Genomic DNA, 17,984 nt, shown 5'->3' with positions numbered 1-17,984 from the left:
CTAGCGACCGAAACGGCCACAAACCCTTCCCAACCCCGCCAACAATCGACAGCACACAGCCACCTCGCCAAACACGGCGTGGAAGTCGCTAAAGAGTCATCCGTTCACAAACTGCGCATCGCTGCGAAGCACGCGCCAAGGATGACTCCGCCATGCAAATCCGCAGAATTCCCACTACCGTCGTCACCGGCTTTCTTGGCGCGGGCAAGACCACGCTCGTCAATCACATTCTCGATTCAACGCGGCCGATGCAGATCGGCATCGTGGTCAACGAGTTCGGCGAAGTCGGCATAGACGGTCAGTTGATCGTCGCCGACGAAGAAGCCGTCATCGAGATCAATAACGGTTGCGTGTGCTGCACGGTCCGCACGGATCTCGTCGCAAGCGTGCGCGATCTGCTCACGCGCTTCGGCGACCGGCTCGAACGGCTGATCATCGAAACGTCCGGGCTCGCCGATCCCGCGCCCGTGCTACAGACCTTTCTCGCAGACCCCGACGTGCGCGAACGTCTCGAACTCGAAGCCGTCGTAGCCGTTGTCGATGCAATGCACGCATCCGCCCAGCTTCACGATGACATCGCGCGCGAACAAATCGTGTTTGCGGACCGCATCATCATCAACAAGACGGATGTGGCCGTGCCCGCGAAAGTGGCCGCGCTCGTCGAAGAACTCCGGCAAATCAATCCCACCGCGCAGATCGACTTCGCGAACCATTCAGCCGTCGACGTCGATGCATTGCTCGGCGTGCGGAGTTTCTCGCTCGATAACCTGCTCGCCGTCGAACCCGGTTTGCTCGATGAAGAAGGCCACGATCACGAACACGACGACAGTATCGCTTCTTGCGCGATCGTCGTTCCAGGCGCCATTGACGCAAGCCGCTTCAATCAGTGGATCAACCAGCTTGTGCAGACGCAGGGGCAACAACTGCTGCGCATGAAAGGCGTGCTCAACGTGCACGAGGAAGCAAGGCGTCTGCATTTTCATAGCGTCCACATGCTGCTCGATGCGAGCTTCGGCCGCGCATGGAAGCGCGACGAAGCGCGTGAGAACCGCTTCGTGATGATCGGCAGAAACATCGACTCACGGCACATGCGCGATGGACTTCTTTCCTGCATGCATTGACCCATTCATTCATTTCTTATCGAGGAGCACGCGCATGAAAAAGCCCGAAGCATACACATTGAGCATTGGCGTACTGGCCGTCGCGGATACATGGCTCACCGGGACCGTATTTCCCGTACCCGTCTGGGTGACGTTCATTGCATGGGCGTCGTTCTTCGTGCTTGGCGGCGGTCGCGCGGGCTTCGTGAAGAGCGTCGCGTCGAATCTCACGGGGCTGGTCATCGCATCGCTCACGTTGCTCTGCATTGCGACGACGAGCGGTGGCGCGTTTGCGGCGGCGGTGTTCGTCGGCATCGGCAGCGCGGCGATGGTGCAGGCAGCAAAGATCAGATTACTCGATGTCTTGCCGGCCATCGTGTGGGGCTTTGCATCGACGGTCGGCACGACGGTGGCAACAGGCAAGGCGATCACGACCGCTGGCATCGGCAATCCTGCACTCGTGGCCGCAGCGGCGCTCGTGACGGGCGCGGTCTTCGGCTTCGTGTCGGAAGTGGTCGGCGAAGCGCTGTTGTTCAAACGCGAGCATCGGCTGAGCTGAACTCGTTTCTTTACGCACGGAGCACATCGTGAAACTACAGCATCATCTTGGCGGCATCGAAAATCTCGGCCCTGTCAGCACCGAACGGCGCGTGTTCGTGGAACCGTGGGAGACGCGCATCTTCGGTATTCATACCGTGATGATGGCGGAAAGCGCGCATCTCTCCAACGCGCTGCATCGCTATCCTGTCGACACGCTGCCGACGACGTTCAAGAACGACTGGACGTGGGCCTCGCTGCGCACGGGCGCGGAAGACATGCAGCCGTTCGAGTATTTCAAGTATCGGTACTACGAGAAGTGGCTCGGCGGCATCTCGCAGTTCTTCGTCGATCAAGGCTACATCTCGGCCGACGAACTCGCGCAAAAGACCGCGCACTACCGCGCGAACCCCGATGCCGCGCTGCCTGGGAAACCCGACGCCGCGCTCACCGCGCAGATCGACGCGTATCTGACGAACGGCGACTCCGGTTATCACGCGCTCGAAAGCGCCGCGCGTTTTGCGAAGGGCGACGCGGTACGCATAGCCGACCCCGAAGCGGTCGATCACACGCGTCTGCCCGGCTATCTGCGCAACAAGACCGGCGTCGTCGATCTCGTGTATCCGGGCGCGTTCTCGTATTTCGTATCGACGGGACCGGACGGTATAGGCGCACCCATGCCCGTGTATCGCATTGCGTTCGATACCGCCGACATCTGGGGCGCCGACAAGAGCGAAGCGAACACCACCCTTTATGCCGACTTGTACGAAGCCTACGTACAAGCGGCCAACTGATCCGGAGCCACCGCAGCATGAGCCAACTCTTTGAATTTCCCGACGACCGCGAAGCGTCGAGCGCGGCAAAGGTGCGCGCGCTGGAAGCATTGTTGATCGAGAAGGGCGTGATCGCGAGCGATTCCGTCGATGCCGTGCTCAAGCACTTCGAAACCATGGCCGGGCCGTTCAATGGCGCGAAGATCGTGGCGCGCGCATGGACCGATCCGGAGTACAAGAAGCGCCTCGTCGACGACACACCGAAGGCCATCGCGGAGCTTGCACTGCCGCTCGGCATGACGGGTGCGGAAGGCGAGCACATGGCCGCCGTCGCCAACGACGAGAACGTGCATAACCTCATCATCTGCACGTTGTGTTCGTGCTATCCGTGGCCGGTTCTCGGCTTGCCGCCGTACTGGTACAAGGATCCCGTGTTTCGTGCACGCGGCGTGCGCGAGCCCCGTGCCGTGCTGGCGGAATTCGGCGTGAACGTGCTTGCGGACAAGGAAGTGAAAGTGTGGGACAGCAGCGCGCAAATCCGCTGGTTCGTCGTGCCCGAGCGTCCCGCCAACACGGAGCACATGAGCGAAGCGGAACTCGCCGCGCTCGTGACGCCGGAATCGATGATGGGTGTCGCCCTCATCGAAGCGCCCACGACCTGAGGCTCGTCATGTTCACTCGATTCGAGGAATACGCGGCGACGTCGATGCTCGGCGCGCCCGATTCGCCGCCGCGTTTCGACGGCAAGCTGTTCTTCACCAACCGCTGGGAGCGCGATGTGTTCGGGCTTGCGCTGTCGTTATCGAAAGCGGGCTGCTTCGAGTGGGAGGACTTCCGGCAGAGCTTGATTGCATCGATTGCACAGTGGGAAGCGATCGGTTGCATCGACCAGCCGCGCTGGGACTACTACGAACGCTTTCTCGAAGCGCTTTTGAACGTGGTCGAAACGAGCGGCGTGTTGTCGCGCGATGAACTCCTGAAGGTCGTGACGGCGCGGCGCGTCAACGTTGACGCCTGAGTCTTGCGCATCCATCCAATCATCATCATCGATTCAAACGAGGTCTTCAATGAACGACGCTATTGCTTTTCCTACCGAACCGGTCACGCCAATCCCGTTGCGCGAGCTACTACCCTGGATCGTGTTCGGCGGTCTCTTGATGTTGCTCGCGCTGTATTTCGTCGGCGCGGAAGAGGGAGCGACCTCGATCGTGTCCGGCATGTACGTTCACGAGTTCGTGCACGATGGACGCCATCTGCTCGGCTTTCCCTGTCACTGACGCGGAGACGATCATGGTCGGCAAACTGTTGATGCGCGGCATGCTCGCGGGCGTGGTCGCGGGACTGCTTGCGTTCGGTTTCGCGAGAGTGGTGGGCGAACCGCAAGTCGAACGCGCGATTGCAATTGAAGAGCACGCGCACGCCGCTCACGGCGATGCGCCCGAGCCCGAACTCGTCAGTCGCGAGACGCAGGCGGGCATGGGCTTGCTGACGGGTGTCGTGGCCTATGGCGCGGCTTTCGGCGGGCTCTTCGCGCTTGCCTTCGCATATGCGTGGGGCAGGGTGGGCAAGCTCGGCGCACGGCCGCTTGCCGCGTGGATGGCGCTTGCGGCGTTCGTATCGCTCGTCGTGGTGCCGAGCCTCGTCTATCCGGCGAATCCGCCATCGGTCGGGGACCCGGAAACCATCGGTTATCGCACGGCGCTGTTCTTTCTGACCATCGCCATCTCGCTTGCGATCATGCTGTTGTCGCTCAACGTGCGCAGTGTCGCGGCGAGGAAGTTCGGGCAGTGGAACGGAACGCTCGTCGGTATTCTCGCGTTCGGCGTCATGCTTGCCGTGATGATCGTCGTGCTGCCCGGGATCGACGAAGTGCCGGCCGGCTTTCCCGCCACGCTGCTGTGGAAGTTCAGGATGGCGTCCATCGGCATGCAGGCGATCGTCTGGACGACCATTGGCGCGCTGTTCGGTGTGCTCGCCGAGCGTAGCGAACTCGCCGGCGCTCGCCAGCCTCGCAAGGCACCGGCTTTCGCGCCGGCGGTGCGCAATCGATGACATGCGCGACCGCGTGTTTTTGGGCGGTTAGACTAATCGTTCAGGGCGACGGTGTTCCGCCGCCGCCCGCTTTCAGACGGACACCAAAACTCCGATGAAACGCATCAAGGTCGGCATGCTCGTCTTTCCCGGGTTCCAGTTGCTCGATATCGCCGGGCCGAAGGACGCCTTTGCCGAAGTCCGCGTGTTGAGCAAGGGCGAATGCGAGTACGAAATGATGACGGTCGGCACCACGCGCGGCAGCGTGCAGTCGTCGAGCGGCCTCACGACCGTACCGGACCGCACCATCTTCGACCGCTGCCCGGAGTTCGACACCATCATCGTTCCGGGCGGGCTCGGTATCTTCGACGCCTTCGACGATCCCGCGCTCAGCGAATGGCTGCGCGCGCAGCACAAGCAGTGCCGCCGCGTATCGGCGATCTGCAATGGTCTCTTCGCGCTCGGTTCGGCGGGACTGCTCGACAACAAAGTCGTGACTACGCACTGGATGGACGTGCCGCGGCTCGCCGCGACGTTTCCGCGCGCGCGGATCGAGCCGGACCACATCTTCGTTCGTGACGGCAACATCTTCACGACGGCGGGCGTCACGGCGGGTATCGACTTGTCGCTCGCAATGATCGAAGACGACTTCGGCCGTCAGATGGCGCTGGATGTCGCCAAGTATCTGGTCGTTTATCTGCGGCGCGCGGGCGGTCAGTCGCAGTTCAGCCCGCTCCTTGAAACGCAGGCCGCGCCCGGCTCGCAGACCATGGCGCTGCAGGAGTTCATGCTCGACAACCTGCATGTCGCGCATACAGTGGCATCGCTTGCGGACCGCGCGCATATGAGCGCGCGCAATCTCTCGCGCATCTTCGCCAAGGACTGCGGCACGACGCCGATGACCTTCCTTGCCAATGCGCGCATCGACGCGGCGCGGCACTATCTCGAAGCCACGGAATTGCCGATGCGGGAAATCGCGCGCCGCTGCGGCTTCGAGGATACCGACGGCTTTCGCAGAACCTTCTTTCGGCGGCTCAGTATCAATCCGGTGGATTATCGCGACCGGTTCAGATCGAAAGCCGACACGGTTCAGGCAGCCAACGGACGCGCCTGAGGATCAGCTTCCGAGCGCGTTCGGATCGCGCCACGCACGCTCGAACGGCAGCCGCCAGGCACGCGGCGCGACGAGCTGATGAATCGCATTCGGCCCCCACGAACCCGGCGCGTAAAACCGCACGGGCGGCGGCGATTCGAGCAGCGCCGTGGATACTTCCCACAGCCGCTCGATGCCTTCCGCAGTCGTGAACAGCGTGCGATCCCCGCGCATGGCGTCGAGAATCAGGCGCTCGTAGGCTTCCAGCACTTCGCCGATCAAGCCCGTGTCGCGCATGGCGAACTGCAGGCTCAGTTTGTCGAGACGCATGCCGGGGCCGGGCCGCTTGCCGTAGAACGAGAGCGACATCTTCGAGGCATCGGCGAGATCGAAGGTCAAATGGTCCGGTCCCTGCGAACCCACGCCCGAACCTGCCGGAAACATGCTCTTCGGCGGCTCGCGAAACGCAATGGAAATGATTCGTTGGCCTTCCGCGAGCCGCTTGCCGGTGCGCAGATAGAAGGGCACACCCGCCCAGCGCCAGTTGTCGATCGAGCATTTCAGCGCAATGAAGGTCTCTGTTTCCGACTCGGCGCTCACGCCTTCCTCGGTCCGATAACCCGTGTACTGACCGCGCACGACATCGTTAGGTTGAATCGGCAACATGCTGCGAAAAACCTTATTCTTTTCCTCGCTGATAGGCGAAGGTTCCAGCGATGTGGGCGGCTCCATTGCCATGAACGCGAGAATCTGGAACAGGTGCGTGACGACCATGTCGCGAAACGCGCCCGTCTGCTCGTAGAAGCCCGCGCGCTTGCCGAGGCCGAGCGTTTCCGGCACGTCGATCTGCACGTGATCGATGAAATTGCGATTCCATATCGGTTCGAACAAGCCGTTGGCGAAGCGAAATGCGAGGATGTTCTGCGCCGGTTCCTTGCCGAGAAAGTGATCGATGCGAAAAATCTGCGCCTCTTCGAAGACCTCGTGCAAGTGAGCGTTGAGCGACACGGAACTTGCCAGATCGGTGCCGAAAGGCTTTTCCATGATGATGCGCGAGCGTTCCACGAGTCCCGCTTCATGAAGCATGCCGACCGCCGAAAGCGCGGCGTTGGGCGGAACGCTCAGATAATGCAGGCGCCGGCATTCGCCGCCGAAGCTTTTCTCGGCGTTCAGGACCGCCGCCTTCAGCGTTGCGGCGCCGGCTGTCAGGGGCACGTAATCGAGATTGGCGGCGAACGTGTCCCACTCTTGCGGCGTCACCTTACGACTCGAAAACTCGTCGAGCGCGCCTTTCGCCGTGACGCGGAAGTCGTCCACGTGAATGTCGTCGAGCGCGACGGCAATGATCTTGCAGCCGGGGATGAACCCCGCATTCGACAGATGGAAGAGGCCAGGCAACAGCTTGCGTCGTGCGAGATCGCCCGTGGCGCCGAACAGCACGACCACTTGCGGAAATTTCGGACCTACGCCTGCGGAGATCTTGGCCATCGTGCGAATCCTCGGTGGGTTGTCACGGCTCGTCAGCAACAGCGTCGCGTCTCATGCGTTCCGACAGTGTCAGTATCGCTCAGGCGTGCGCGATTCAATAAAGCGCATTCGAAGCGCGTTCGCGCGTGGTCCACATTGCGGGATCGTGCTTCAACGCAGCTCGCGTTCCCTCGGCGGTTTGGGCTGCCATGCATCGACGAGTCGGCCGATAAAGAGCCGCACCTTCGGACTCGGATGCCGTCGCGTGGGAGACACCGCGCTAATGGGCACGCCCTCGGCGCCAAGCCGGAACGCAGCGGCGCGAGCGCGATTGCGCTCGGTTCGCTCGGTGGCGGCGCGGTCGTCGAACATCTCGGCATTGCTTCGACGATGCGCTTCAGCGCGATCCTCGCGGCGCTGAGTCCGATCGTGGTCGCGACGTTCGGCACGCGCCGCGCGCCGCCCAGCGAGCCTTCGAGGAACTGAAGGGTGCCGCCGATGCCGCGCATGGAGCCGGCTTTTTTGGCGGCTTGCCAAACGCGCTGATTGACTTTAGCCTGCATCGGCAATCGGCGGAACTCATCAACGCAATACCTTCCGGTATAGGACAAGAATGACGATGAAGCGTATCGGGACAGGCCGTGTTTTGTGCATCTGCGCCACGGCTGGATTGGCCACGGGCAGCATCGGTCAGGCTGTGGCGGCGCCAACGGATGCGCTCATCGCAGCCGCGAAGCAGGAAGGGCAGTTGACCACCATCGCACTGCCGCATGACTGGTGCGGTTACGGCGCGGTCATCGCCGGGTTCCAGAAGAAGTACGGCATTCACGTCAACGAACTCAACCCCGACGCAGGCTCGGGCGACGAGATCGAAGCGATCAAGGCCAACAAAGGCAACAAGGGACCGCAGGCACCGGACGTGATCGACGTCGGTCTTTCGTTCGGCCCGACGGCGAAGAAAGAAGGCCTGTTGCAGCCGTACAAGGTGTCGACGTGGAGCGCGATTCCCGCCGAATCCAAGGACGCCGAAGGCTACTGGTACGGCGATTATTACGGCGTGCTTTCATTCGAAGTCAACACCGACATGATCGACAAGCCGCCGGCCGACTGGAGCGACTTGCAGAAGGCCGACTATCGCAACGCGGTTTCGCTCGCGGGCGATCCACGCTCGGCCAATCAGGCCATTCAGGGCGTCTATGCGGCGGGCTTGTCGCAGACCAAGGGCGACGCAAGCAAGGCGGATCAGGCAGGACTCAAATTTTTCGCCGATTTGAACAAGAGCGGCAACTTCGTGCCGGTGATCGGCAAGGCGGCGTCGCTGGCGCAAGGCACGACGCCGATCATCGTGCGCTGGGACTACAACGCGCTCGCCGACCGCGACACGCTCAAGGGCAACCCGAAGGTGCAGGTGATCGTGCCGAAGACGGGTGTCGTGGCGGGCGTTTATGTTCAGGCGATCAGCGCGTTTGCGCCGCATCCGAACGCCGCGAAGCTGTGGATGGAATACCTCTATTCCGACGAAGGCCAACTCGGCTGGCTCGCGGGCTATTGCCATCCAATGCGCTACAACGAACTCGTGGCGCAGAAGAAGGTGCCGCAGGCGCTGCTCGACAAGCTGCCGCCCGCATCGGCGTATAAAGGCGTCGTGTTCCCGACGCTGCCGCAACAGGACGCCACCAAGGACGTCGTCACCAAGGGCTGGGATCAGATCGTCGGCGCGAACGTGAAGTAAGCGTGACGCACGAGATCCTGCAATGAGCGTCTCTCCTCCGCAAGGCGCCGGGCCGGATCTGCTGGCGCCGGCCGCGCCCGTGCCGCCGGCCGGTGCCGCGCGCGCAAGCGGCGGCGCGAGTTGGCTCACGTATATCGGCGTGCTGCCGTTCTTCGTGTTCGCGCTGCTATTCCTTCTGCTGCCCACGGGCTTCTTGATGGTGGGCGCGTTCCAGGACCCGCAGGGACACTTCACGCTCGTCAATTTCCGCGAGTTGTTCCAGCCCGGCGTGCTCGATGCCTACTGGATCAGCATGAAAGTCAGCGCGGCGTCGGCCGCGGGCGGCGCGATACTCGGCTCGCTGCTCGCGTGGGCGGCGGTGAAAGGCCAGTTACCCGCATGGATTCGCCCGACGCTCATGACCTTCTCCGGCGTGGCGTCGAACTTCGCGGGCGTGCCGCTCGCGTTCGCTTTCATTTGCACGTTGGGGCGCGTGGGTCTCGTCACCGTGCTGGCGCGCAAGTACCTTGGCTTCAATCTCTATTCCACCGGCTTCAGCATTCTGAGCTTCGCCGGACTGACCATCACATACCTGTATTTCCAGATTCCGTTGATGGTGCTCATCATCACGCCCGCGCTCGACGGTCTGAAGCGCGAATGGCGCGAAGCCTGCGATTGCCTCGGCGGGACATCGGCGCAGTACTGGCGTTATGTCGGCTTGCCGGTGCTGTGGCCGAGCTTGCTGGGCGCGGCGCTGCTCTTGTTCGCCAACGCGTTCGGCGCGGTCGCCACGGCTTATGCGTTGACCGGCAGCTCGCTCAATATCGTGACCATTCTGCTGTACGCGCAGATTCGCGGCGACGTGCTGCATAACCAGAACCTGGGTTACGCGCTCGCGCTCGGCATGATCGTGGTGACGGGGCTTTCGAACGGCGGCTATATCTGGTTGCGTGCGCGCGCCGAAAGGGGACGCCGATGAAATCGCAGTCGCGCGCGGGCGCCGCCATCGCGATGATCGTCGGCTCGCTATATTTTTTGATTCCGCTGATCGCCACATTCGAGTTCAGTCTGCGCATGCGTCGTGGCGAATACAGCTTCGACGCGTATCGCGTCGTACTCGGCGATCCGCATTTTCAGGCGTCGTTCGGCTATTCGGTGCTGATGGGCTTTCTCACCATCGTGATCGGCGTGCTGCTCGTGGTGCCGACCGCTTACTGGGTGCAGCTGCGCTTGCCGAAGCTGCGGCCCGTGGTCGAGTTCATCACGTTGCTGCCGCTCGTGATTCCGGCCATCGTCATCGTGTTCGGCTATCTGCGCATTTACAACAGCAGTTCGATCCTGCCGCTCACCGGCAACGAACGCGCGACCGACCTTTTGCTCGTGTTCGGCTATGTCACGCTGTCGCTGCCGTATATGTATCGCGCGGTCGACGCCGGCATGCGCGCCGTCGATATCCGCTCGCTCACCGAAGCCGCCGAATGTCTGGGCGCGGGCCGCGCGACCATACTTTTCAAAGTGATCTTCCCGAATGTGCGCTCGGGCATTCTGTCGGGCGCGTTCCTTACCTTTGCGGTCGTCATCGGCGAGTTCACGCTCGCGAGTCTGCTGGATCGTCCGGCGTTCGGCCCGTATCTGCAGTTGATCGGTGCGAACCGTGCCTACGAGCCGTCGGCGCTCGCGATCATCGCGTTCGTCGTCACTTGGGCCTCGATGGGACTGATCCAGGTATTCGGTTCGGCGCGCGCGCTGGCCGGCCAGAAAACTTGAGCCTGAGGCACGCGACGCATGGCATTTCTCGAAATCGACAATCTTCACAAGGCGTTCGGGCCGAACATCGCGCTGCATCAGTTCGACATGAAAATCGAGCGCGGCGAGTTCATCACGTTCCTCGGTCCTTCTGGATGCGGCAAGACGACCGTGCTGCGCATGATCGCGGGCTTCGAGACGCCCACGCGCGGCACCATTCGTCTCGATGGCCGCGACGTCACGCATCTGCGTACGCGCGAACGAGCCGTCGGCATGGTGTTTCAATCGTATGCGCTCTTTCCGAACATGACGGTGGCGCAGAACATAGGCTTCGCGCTGCGAGTGGCGAAGCGTCCGCAGAAGGAGATGGACGAGCGCGTGGCGCAAATGCTCGAACTGATCAAGCTGCCGCATCTTGCCGAGCGTTATCCGTGGCAACTGTCGGGTGGCCAGCAACAGCGCGTGGCGCTGGCGCGCGCGCTTGCGAGCAAGCCGCAAGTGTTGCTGCTCGACGAACCGCTCTCCGCGCTCGATGCGAAGATCCGCGTCTCGTTGCGCGAAGACATTCGCGCGTTACAGCGCGAACTTGGAATCACGTCGATCTTCGTCACGCACGATCAGGAAGAGGCGCTATCCATTTCGGATCGCATCGTCGTGATGAACGAGGGGCGCGTCGAACAGGTCGGGCCGCCGCTCAACATCTATAACTTTCCGCGCACGCGCTTTGTCGCCTCCTTCGTTGGCACGCTCAACATTCTTGCGGGCCGCGTGATCGATCCCGCGACCGGACGCATGGCCGTGGACGGTCAGGAACTCGTGACGTCGCGCCAGTTGCCATCGGACGATGCCGGCCGGGAGCGGCTTCTCGCGTTGCGTCCCGAAGCGATCGTGCTGGAACCGCCCGCGAGCGGCCGCAATTCGCTGGCGGCAACCGTCGAGGAAATCAGCTTCCTCGGCGCGGTGGTGCGTATCCGCGCGCGGGTGAAAGACGCGGTAGTGTCGCTCGATGTCTTCAACGACCCGAACCGGTTGCTGCCCGAACGCGGCCAGCCGGTCGCGCTCGGCTTTTCGCACGAGAATCTCCTCGTGCTTGACGAGGACGCGCGTTAGGCAACGCGCCAAACGTGCCGTTGCGCAGCGCACCAGCGTCGCGGCGCCGTTCGGCGGGCGCGAGACTCGATCCTGTCGCTGCATTGCGGCAAGCGTAGCGGATATATATGCGATGCATCGATGCCATCGCCGCGCATTTCGATTCCGGCAATTCAAACACCTTGCATGGCGGATTACGCCAATGCAATTCCCTTTTTGTTAAGGCACACTAAGCGGCAGCATCCGGTTTCGAGCTTTGCATCCCGCAAACCATCAAAGCAGTGAATGGAGGCTTCGAGATGAACCGAAAAAATAATGCGGCCATCTGGATCCTGGTCGCCATGCTGTTGGGCATCGGGATCGGCTACATGATCTACTCGAGCTTTCCGGACAAGAAGACTGCTACAGAAATCGCGGGCTACATCTCGCTCATATCGGACGTGTTTCTGCGACTGATCAAAATGGTGATCGGTCCGCTCGTGTTCTCCACGCTCGTCGTGGGCATTGCGCATATGGGCGATGCAGCCTCGGTCGGGCGCGTGTTTGCCAAGGCGCTCGGCTGGTTCGTCACCGCGTCGCTCGTGTCGTTGCTGCTCGGTCTCATGATGTCGAACCTGCTCAGGCCGGGCGAGAATCTCGGGCTGCCTTTGCCGGATATCGGCGCGTCGGCGAATCTGGCGACTTCCAAGTTCACGCTCAAGGACTTCGTGAGTCACATGGTGCCGAGGTCGTTCGCCGAAGCGATGACCAACAACGAAGTGCTGCAGATCGTCGTGTTCTCCATGTTCTTCGGTGTGGCGCTCGCCGCGCTGGGCGACAAGGGCAAGATTCTCGTCGCCGCCATCGACCAGCTCTCGCACGTCATGCTGAAGATCACCGGCTACGTGATGAAGCTCGCACCGCTCGCCGTGCTGGCCGCAATGGCGTCCACTGTCGCCGTCAATGGCCTGACCATTCTGCTCAAGTTCGCGGTCTTCATGGGCGACTTCTACTTGAGCCTGTTCATGTTGTGGGCGTTGCTGGCGCTCGCGGGTTTCCTGTTTCTCGGACCACGCGTGCTCAAGCTGCTGGGACTGATAAGAGAAGCGTTCATGCTCTCGTTCGCGACCGCGAGTTCGGAAGCGGCGTATCCGAAGATTCTCGATGCGCTCGACCGCTTCGGCGTGAAGCGCAAGATCTCCGCGTTCGTGATGCCGATGGGCTATTCGTTCAACCTCGACGGCTCGATGATGTACTGCACCTTCGCGACGTTGTTTATCGCGCAGGCCTACAACATTCCGCTTTCCATCGGCACGCAACTGACCATGTTGCTGGTGCTCATGCTGACATCCAAGGGAATGGCCGGCGTGCCGCGCGCGTCGCTCGTCGTGATCGCGGCAACGCTCAACCAGTTCGGCATTCCCGAAGCGGGTTTGTTGTTGATTCTCGGCGTGGACACGTTCCTCGACATGGGCCGTTCGGCCACGAACGCGGTGGGCAATTCGATTGCGAGCGCGGTGGTCGCCAAGTGGGAGGGCGAACTGATGACGGAAGCGGAAGCCGACGCCAACGCGGCGCGCATCGAAACCGAGCTCGAAGCGACCATCGCCCATCCGGCAGAAGGTTGAGCGGAGCCGCGCCATGAAGATGCAGCGATTCTGCTCGATGCTTGCGCTCGCGGGGACCTTGATCGCCTGTGCCGGAGCGCGAGCGCAGGACGATCCGCAAACGTCACGCGCTATTCCCGATAGCTTCGCGCCCGTCGCGCTCACGGGAACGCTCGCGAAGGTGCGAAAGAGCGGTGTCGTCGCGATTGGTTATCGCGAGGCATCGGTGCCGTTTTCGTATCTGAACGCGCGCCATGAACCTATCGGTTATTCCATCGAGTTATGCAAGTCGCTGGTGACGGCCATCGGCGATGCAATCAACCTGACGCCGACCATCCTGTGGGTGCCGGTTACGCCTGATAATCGTATCGACGCCGTGACGAGCGGCCGTGTCGATCTCGAATGCGGCTCGACGACCAGCAATATCGAACGCCAGAAACGCGTGGCGTTTTCGCCGATCATCTTCGTCGCGGGCACGAAGGTGATGGTCAAGAGCGGCTCGCCTATCGGCTCGTTTCGCGATCTCGCGGGCAAGAAGGTCACGTTGACCGCCGGCACCACGAACGAGAAGGCGCTGCGCGATCTGGACAGCAAGTTCCGGCTCGGCATTCAGTTGCAGATCGTGCCAGACCACGCGCAAGGCTTCGCGCAAGTGGCCGACGGCCATGCCGACGCATTCGCCACCGACGACGTCTTGCTCTACGGGCTGATTGCCGAGCACGCGGGCGCGGGCGGGTCGTACCGGGTGGTCGGCGATTACCTTTCGTATGAGCCGTACGGCATCATGTTTCGCAAGGACGATCCGCAGTTGGCGCAAGTGGTGAAGGACACGTTCCAGGAACTCGCGGCGGATGGCGAAATGGACCGGCAATACAAGCGCTGGTTTTTGCGCCGCCTGCCATCGGGCACGAGCATCAATCTGCCGATGAGCGCGCAACTCGAGACCATCATTCAGACGACCGCGGGCACGGACGCGCAATGAAGATGCGCGCTATCCATAGACCTGTATGCCGCGCCAGAATTGCGGCCACGGTTGGCGCGGTGCTTCGCATAGGAAGATATCGCGGCCACTTACCGTGCTGTTTGCAATGCCGAAGCGGTTCGTGAGACGCGCGGCCATACGGCACGACGCCAACTCACGCTGCACGATATCGCTCGGAAAACCCACGACGATCAGCGGCTTCGGCGGCGGGTCGCCGTATCCGCGAAACCAGTGTGAGTTGGTGCCGGAGATCGGGCTCGGCAGCTTCAAGCGCGCGCCGAATAGATCGATGGCGCCGGCCTGGCCCGTATCGGCGACGAGAATGCCGACGCTCGCACGTTGCCCCTCCGGAAGTGTGTCGCGAATGCGCGCGACGCTTTCCGCCATGTCGGGCCACCCGAGCTCTTCGTTGAAGTTGCCGCCATTGACGCGATCCGCAAAGCGCCACCATGTCGATCCGACCGGAGCAATCGGCAGTACGGGTGCGGCGCCCAGCACCGCGCCGATTGCGAGCACGACGCACACGGACCAGCGAATCGCCGCTGCGTGGCGCATGTTGAGCGATGCCATCCGTTGCTCCGCCCACACCGCGCCCGCCGCGAGCAACATCGGATAAGCAGGCGCCATATAGTAGTCGCGGCCCTTCGCCACGACGAACAACACGAGCGGCACGACGAACATCCAGCCAAGCACGCGAAACCGCTTGCCTTCCCCGACGGCGAAAAGATAGTAGAGTCCCGCGAGCCACAAGGGAACCGTGAACGGGCTTGTCGTGATCCAGAACTGACCGAGCAGGAACCCGTTGCCGCGTCCCATGCGGACGTCGCGAGCGTGAATGCTCTGCAGGAAATCCAGTGTGATGAAGTCGTGCTGAAACTGCCAGATCAAGTGAGGCAGCGCGATCACGCCGACGAGCGCGACGCCGAGCCATAGCCACGCGCTGCGGAAGTATCGACGGGCGGGTGTGAAGAGCAAGCCCGCGGCGATACCCGCTGCCAGAAACGCGATGGTGTACTTCGTCAACAAGCCGATGCCGATGGCAGCGCCAACGCCGAGACACCATCGTGCATCGTCCGTGGACAGCAGGCGCACCGCGCAGTATGCGGCCGCGACCCACCATAGATAGTCGAAACTGACGTACTGATAAAGCGCGCCCGCGCTCAACGCGACACTGCTAATAGCGGCGGCCAATGCGGCGACGATCTGCGCCCGTCTGCTTCCTCCGAGCTCGCGCGCAATCAGGCCCGTGAGCACGAAGGCGATGCCCATTGCCAGCGACGAGAAAAAGCGCAAGCCGGTCAGCGACGGCCCGAACAGCGCGAACGCGCCTCGCGCAAGAAACGGAATGAACGGCGGGACGCCGACGTAACCCCACGCGAGCGAGCGCGCGTCTTCCAACGTGGAGAGCTCATCGCGATGAAAGCCGTATTCGCCATTGGTCGCGATATGCAAAATCACCAGCGCCGCAGCCCATGGAAGCAGTGGCGCGGTGTCGGCGAGTGAATGCGTTTTCAGGCTACCGGCTGGCCGCATGTCTCCTCCGTTTTGCGGGCGACTTCAGCGTGCCGAGTCTCGCATCGTCCGACGCACGAGGCAAGTCGCGTGGCGCGCGTGATGCGAACGTTCGTGCCCGTACACGAGCGGATCAACGGCGGGCGCCGCGTTTCTTGCGCTCGCGCATGAGCTTGCCGGCATCGACGGGAATGAACGGCGCCTGAAAGCGCTCAACCAGGAAGTCGATGAACGCACGGGCGCGTGCGGTCTGGTTGCGTTGCCGCGGGTAATAGACGAAGAGATCGGCCGATGGCAGCACGGCGTTCGGCAGCACGAGTTCGAGCCGTCCGCTCTGTACGTACTTCGCCAGGTCCCATTCCGAGCGGATAAGAATGCCGTGTCCGTCGAGCGCCCAGCGCAGGACGATATCGCCATCGTTGCTGGATAACGCGCCGCGCACTTTCAGCGCTTCCGTGTGGTCTTCGTCGATGAATCGCCATACGCCATGGGCATCGTCGTTCTGCCGATGAATGATGCAGCGGTGCTGCAGCAAGTCTTCGATCTTTTCGGGCGTGCCGAAGCGTTCGAGATATTTCGGCGATGCGCAAAGAAAGCGCCGGTTGCTCATGATGCGTCGCGCGCTCAAGCGGCTGTCGGGCAGTTCGCCGAAGCGTATCGCCATATCGAACGCACCTTCGATCAGATCGACGGGCCGATCCGTCACTTCGAACTGAACCTCGACCTGAGGAAAGCGCTTTGCAAACTCGGACACGAGCGGCGCAATGGTCGTGCGTCCGAAGCCGAGCGTCGCGTTGATGCGCAGCAGCCCTTGCGGATCGGTGCGCGCGCCCGTGATCGCTTCTTCCATTTCGCGCACTTGTTCCACAATCTGCGTTGCATAGCGCAGATAGGTTTCGCCTTCCGGCGTGAGGCTGACGCTGCGCGTGGTGCGGTTGACGAGCTGCGCGCCCAGCCGCTTTTCCATGATGCCGAGCCGCTTGGTCGCTGCGGGCGGCGTGAGATCGAGTGCGCGCGCCGCGCCGGACATGCTCTTCAGTTTCGCGAGCAAGATGAAGAACTCGAAGTCCGTTGCCGAATCAGTATTCACTTTAAGTAAAAAATGAAATGAATGTGGGTGAATCTTAACCCGGCACTTCGCGGCTAACCTAACGTCTTCAATGAGCGAGTGCCGTCAGGAGACATTTATGAAGATCGTCGAAATCCGCGAAAAGACCGTTCCGATCAGTTCGCCCATCCGTAATGCATATATCGACTTCAGCAAGATGACGCTGAGTCTCGTCGCGGTCGTGACCGACGTGATCCGCGACGGCAAGCCTGTCGTCGGTTACGGTTTCAACTCGAACGGCCGCTACGGTCAGGGCAAACTCATGCGCGAGCGCTTCATTCCGCGCATCCTCGAAGCAGACCCGGGCACGCTCCTCGACGATACCGGCAACAACATCGATCCCCACAAGGTGTGGGCGACCATGTTCATGAACGAGAAGCCGGGCGGTCACGGCGAGCGTTCGGTGGCTATCGGGACCATCGACATGGCGATCTGGGACGCGGTCGCGAAGATAGAAGGCAAGCCGCTTTTTCAGTTGCTCGCGGACCGTCATGGCAATAGCCAGCCGGACCGCAAGGTATTCGTGTATGCGGCAGGCGGCTACTACTATCCGGGCCAGGACCACGGCAAGCTCAAGGACGAGATGCGCAGCTACATCGACCGGGGCTATACGGTCGTCAAAAAGAAGATTGGCGGCGCTTCGCTCGATGAAGACCTGCGCCGTATCGATTCGATCTTGAGCATTCTGCAGGACGGCCAGAAGCTCGCGGTGGACGCCAACGGCCGCTTCGATCTCGACACGGCCATTCAGTACGCCAAGGCGCTCTCGCAATACGATCTCTTCTGGTACGAAGAGCCGGGCGATCCGCTCGACTTCGAGTTGCAAGCCACGCTGCGCAACTACTACGACAAGCCGATGGCCACCGGCGAAAACCTCTTTTCGATGCAGGACGCGCGCAACCTGGTTCGCTACGGCGGCATGCGTGCCGACCGCGACTGGCTGCAGTTCGATTGCGCGCTGAGTTACGGTCTCGTCGAATATCTGCGCACGCTCGACATGCTGCATCAGCACGGCTGGTCGCCGAGCCGCTGCGTTCCGCACGGCGGGCACCAGATGTCGTTGAATATCGCGGCAGGGCTGGGGCTTGGCGGCAACGAGTCGTATCCCGATCTGTTCCAGCCCTACGGCGGTTTCCCGGATGGCGTGAAGGTCGAAAACGGCTATATCACCATGCCCGACTTGCCCGGCATCGGTTTCGAGGGCAAGGCCGACCTTTACGCCGAGATGACGAAGCTGTCGGCGTGACGC

The 17,984-nt window shown here is 62.0% G+C and carries 19 protein-coding genes; 16 read left to right on the top strand and 3 right to left on the bottom strand.

Going from position 1 to position 17,984, the window contains the following annotated elements:
* Positions 1-152 precede the first annotated feature (152 nt).
* The 8 genes from QCE79_RS16540 (at position 153) to QCE79_RS16505 (ending at position 5,555) form a co-directional block, all read left to right on the top strand.
* Complete coding sequence (locus QCE79_RS16540) at positions 153-1,121, top strand: GTP-binding protein (protein WP_309846062.1); 969 nt, start codon at positions 153-155, stop codon at positions 1,119-1,121.
* A gap of 34 nt (positions 1,122-1,155) precedes the next feature.
* Positions 1,156-1,659: a DUF1097 domain-containing protein gene (locus QCE79_RS16535; RefSeq protein WP_244831698.1), complete on the top strand. Its 504-nt coding sequence runs from the start codon at positions 1,156-1,158 to the stop codon at positions 1,657-1,659.
* Between the two features lie 28 nt (positions 1,660-1,687).
* Positions 1,688-2,431: a nitrile hydratase subunit beta gene (gene nthB / locus QCE79_RS16530; RefSeq protein ID WP_244831697.1), complete on the top strand. Its 744-nt coding sequence runs from the start codon at positions 1,688-1,690 to the stop codon at positions 2,429-2,431.
* A gap of 17 nt (positions 2,432-2,448) precedes the next feature.
* Positions 2,449-3,072 (top strand): nitrile hydratase subunit alpha, encoded by a 624-nt coding sequence (nthA, locus tag QCE79_RS16525; RefSeq protein ID WP_244831696.1) that lies wholly within the window; start codon positions 2,449-2,451, stop codon positions 3,070-3,072.
* An 8-nt stretch (positions 3,073-3,080) separates the two neighbouring features.
* Positions 3,081-3,428: a nitrile hydratase accessory protein gene (locus QCE79_RS16520; protein WP_309846058.1), complete on the top strand. Its 348-nt coding sequence runs from the start codon at positions 3,081-3,083 to the stop codon at positions 3,426-3,428.
* A 49-nt stretch (positions 3,429-3,477) separates the two neighbouring features.
* Positions 3,478-3,687 carry a CbtB domain-containing protein gene (locus QCE79_RS16515; protein WP_244831694.1) on the top strand — a complete coding sequence of 70 codons (210 nt, stop codon included), beginning with the start codon at positions 3,478-3,480 and terminating at the stop codon, positions 3,685-3,687.
* Between the two features lie 13 nt (positions 3,688-3,700).
* Positions 3,701-4,462, top strand: a complete 762-nt coding sequence (locus QCE79_RS16510) for a CbtA family protein (protein ID WP_309846055.1) — start codon at positions 3,701-3,703, stop codon at positions 4,460-4,462.
* Positions 4,463-4,556: 94 nt separating this feature from the next.
* On the top strand, positions 4,557-5,555 hold the full coding sequence (locus QCE79_RS16505) for a GlxA family transcriptional regulator (protein WP_244831692.1): 999 nt from the start codon (positions 4,557-4,559) through the stop codon (positions 5,553-5,555).
* A 3-nt stretch (positions 5,556-5,558) separates the two neighbouring features.
* On the opposite strand, the gene zwf is transcribed toward QCE79_RS16505, so the two are convergent.
* Complete coding sequence (zwf, locus tag QCE79_RS16500) at positions 5,559-7,022, bottom strand: glucose-6-phosphate dehydrogenase (protein ID WP_244831691.1); 1,464 nt, start codon at positions 7,020-7,022, stop codon at positions 5,559-5,561.
* Between the two features lie 234 nt (positions 7,023-7,256).
* On the opposite strand from zwf, the gene QCE79_RS16495 reads away from it, so the two are divergent.
* The 7 genes from QCE79_RS16495 to QCE79_RS16465 all read left to right on the top strand — a co-directional run bounded on the left by QCE79_RS16495 (position 7,257) and on the right by QCE79_RS16465 (position 14,115).
* Positions 7,257-7,487, top strand: coding sequence for a hypothetical protein (locus tag QCE79_RS16495; protein ID WP_250511343.1), 231 nt, complete (start codon positions 7,257-7,259; stop codon positions 7,485-7,487).
* 127 nt (positions 7,488-7,614) lie between these two features.
* Positions 7,615-8,733 carry an ABC transporter substrate-binding protein gene (locus QCE79_RS16490; protein ID WP_309846051.1) on the top strand — a complete coding sequence of 373 codons (1,119 nt, stop codon included), beginning with the start codon at positions 7,615-7,617 and terminating at the stop codon, positions 8,731-8,733.
* A 22-nt stretch (positions 8,734-8,755) separates the two neighbouring features.
* Entirely contained in the window at positions 8,756-9,691 is a 936-nt protein-coding gene (locus tag QCE79_RS16485) for an ABC transporter permease subunit (protein WP_244831688.1), read from the top strand.
* On the top strand, positions 9,688-10,479 hold the full coding sequence (locus QCE79_RS16480) for an ABC transporter permease (protein WP_244831687.1): 792 nt from the start codon (positions 9,688-9,690) through the stop codon (positions 10,477-10,479). Before QCE79_RS16485 ends, QCE79_RS16480 begins: the two co-directional genes overlap by 4 nt.
* A gap of 18 nt (positions 10,480-10,497) precedes the next feature.
* The gene (locus QCE79_RS16475) at positions 10,498-11,568 is read left to right on the top strand and encodes an ABC transporter ATP-binding protein (protein WP_250494874.1); all 1,071 of its coding nucleotides are present in this window, start codon (positions 10,498-10,500) and stop codon (positions 11,566-11,568) included.
* A gap of 278 nt (positions 11,569-11,846) precedes the next feature.
* On the top strand, positions 11,847-13,154 hold the full coding sequence (locus tag QCE79_RS16470) for a dicarboxylate/amino acid:cation symporter (protein WP_250528169.1): 1,308 nt from the start codon (positions 11,847-11,849) through the stop codon (positions 13,152-13,154).
* A gap of 13 nt (positions 13,155-13,167) precedes the next feature.
* Positions 13,168-14,115 (top strand): amino acid ABC transporter substrate-binding protein, encoded by a 948-nt coding sequence (locus QCE79_RS16465; RefSeq protein ID WP_244831684.1) that lies wholly within the window; start codon positions 13,168-13,170, stop codon positions 14,113-14,115.
* Positions 14,116-14,124: 9 nt separating this feature from the next.
* Here the strand turns inward: QCE79_RS16465 and QCE79_RS16460 are convergent, their stop codons facing one another.
* Together QCE79_RS16460 and QCE79_RS16455 are read right to left on the bottom strand one after the other, a co-directional pair.
* On the bottom strand, positions 14,125-15,648 hold the full coding sequence (locus tag QCE79_RS16460; protein WP_309846042.1) for a glycosyltransferase family 39 protein: 1,524 nt from the start codon (positions 15,646-15,648) through the stop codon (positions 14,125-14,127).
* 112 nt (positions 15,649-15,760) lie between these two features.
* Positions 15,761-16,717: a LysR substrate-binding domain-containing protein gene (locus QCE79_RS16455; RefSeq protein ID WP_309846040.1), complete on the bottom strand. Its 957-nt coding sequence runs from the start codon at positions 16,715-16,717 to the stop codon at positions 15,761-15,763.
* A 97-nt stretch (positions 16,718-16,814) separates the two neighbouring features.
* Between QCE79_RS16455 and QCE79_RS16450 the strand changes: the two genes are divergently transcribed.
* Entirely contained in the window at positions 16,815-17,981 is a 1,167-nt protein-coding gene (locus QCE79_RS16450) for a mandelate racemase/muconate lactonizing enzyme family protein (RefSeq protein ID WP_309846037.1), read from the top strand.
* Positions 17,982-17,984 lie beyond the last annotated feature (3 nt).

The organism is Caballeronia sp. LZ003 (assembly GCF_031451465.1).
GTDB lineage: Bacteria > Pseudomonadota > Gammaproteobacteria > Burkholderiales > Burkholderiaceae > Caballeronia.
This window is presented reverse-complemented; position numbering and strand designations above follow the sequence as displayed.

Bases quoted from the DNA above. Each gene is read 5' to 3' on its own strand.
- QCE79_RS16495 (WP_250511343.1), top strand. From the start codon at position 7,257: ATGCCGTCGCGTGGGAGACACCGCGCTAATGGGCACGCCCTCGGCGCC.
- QCE79_RS16515 (WP_244831694.1), top strand. From the start codon at position 3,478: ATGAACGACGCTATTGCTTTTCCTACCGAACCGGTCACGCCAATCCCG.
- nthA (WP_244831696.1), top strand. From the start codon at position 2,449: ATGAGCCAACTCTTTGAATTTCCCGACGACCGCGAAGCGTCGAGCGCG.
- QCE79_RS16535 (WP_244831698.1), top strand. From the start codon at position 1,156: ATGAAAAAGCCCGAAGCATACACATTGAGCATTGGCGTACTGGCCGTC.
- QCE79_RS16510 (WP_309846055.1), top strand. From the start codon at position 3,701: ATGGTCGGCAAACTGTTGATGCGCGGCATGCTCGCGGGCGTGGTCGCG.
- QCE79_RS16465 (WP_244831684.1), top strand. From the start codon at position 13,168: ATGAAGATGCAGCGATTCTGCTCGATGCTTGCGCTCGCGGGGACCTTG.
- QCE79_RS16540 (WP_309846062.1), top strand. From the start codon at position 153: ATGCAAATCCGCAGAATTCCCACTACCGTCGTCACCGGCTTTCTTGGC.
- QCE79_RS16480 (WP_244831687.1), top strand. From the start codon at position 9,688: ATGAAATCGCAGTCGCGCGCGGGCGCCGCCATCGCGATGATCGTCGGC.
- QCE79_RS16485 (WP_244831688.1), top strand. From the start codon at position 8,756: ATGAGCGTCTCTCCTCCGCAAGGCGCCGGGCCGGATCTGCTGGCGCCG.
- zwf (WP_244831691.1), bottom strand. From the start codon at position 7,022: ATGGCCAAGATCTCCGCAGGCGTAGGTCCGAAATTTCCGCAAGTGGTC.
- QCE79_RS16470 (WP_250528169.1), top strand. From the start codon at position 11,847: ATGAACCGAAAAAATAATGCGGCCATCTGGATCCTGGTCGCCATGCTG.
- QCE79_RS16490 (WP_309846051.1), top strand. From the start codon at position 7,615: ATGACGATGAAGCGTATCGGGACAGGCCGTGTTTTGTGCATCTGCGCC.
- QCE79_RS16475 (WP_250494874.1), top strand. From the start codon at position 10,498: ATGGCATTTCTCGAAATCGACAATCTTCACAAGGCGTTCGGGCCGAAC.
- QCE79_RS16450 (WP_309846037.1), top strand. From the start codon at position 16,815: ATGAAGATCGTCGAAATCCGCGAAAAGACCGTTCCGATCAGTTCGCCC.
- QCE79_RS16520 (WP_309846058.1), top strand. From the start codon at position 3,081: ATGTTCACTCGATTCGAGGAATACGCGGCGACGTCGATGCTCGGCGCG.
- QCE79_RS16460 (WP_309846042.1), bottom strand. From the start codon at position 15,648: ATGCGGCCAGCCGGTAGCCTGAAAACGCATTCACTCGCCGACACCGCG.
- QCE79_RS16505 (WP_244831692.1), top strand. From the start codon at position 4,557: ATGAAACGCATCAAGGTCGGCATGCTCGTCTTTCCCGGGTTCCAGTTG.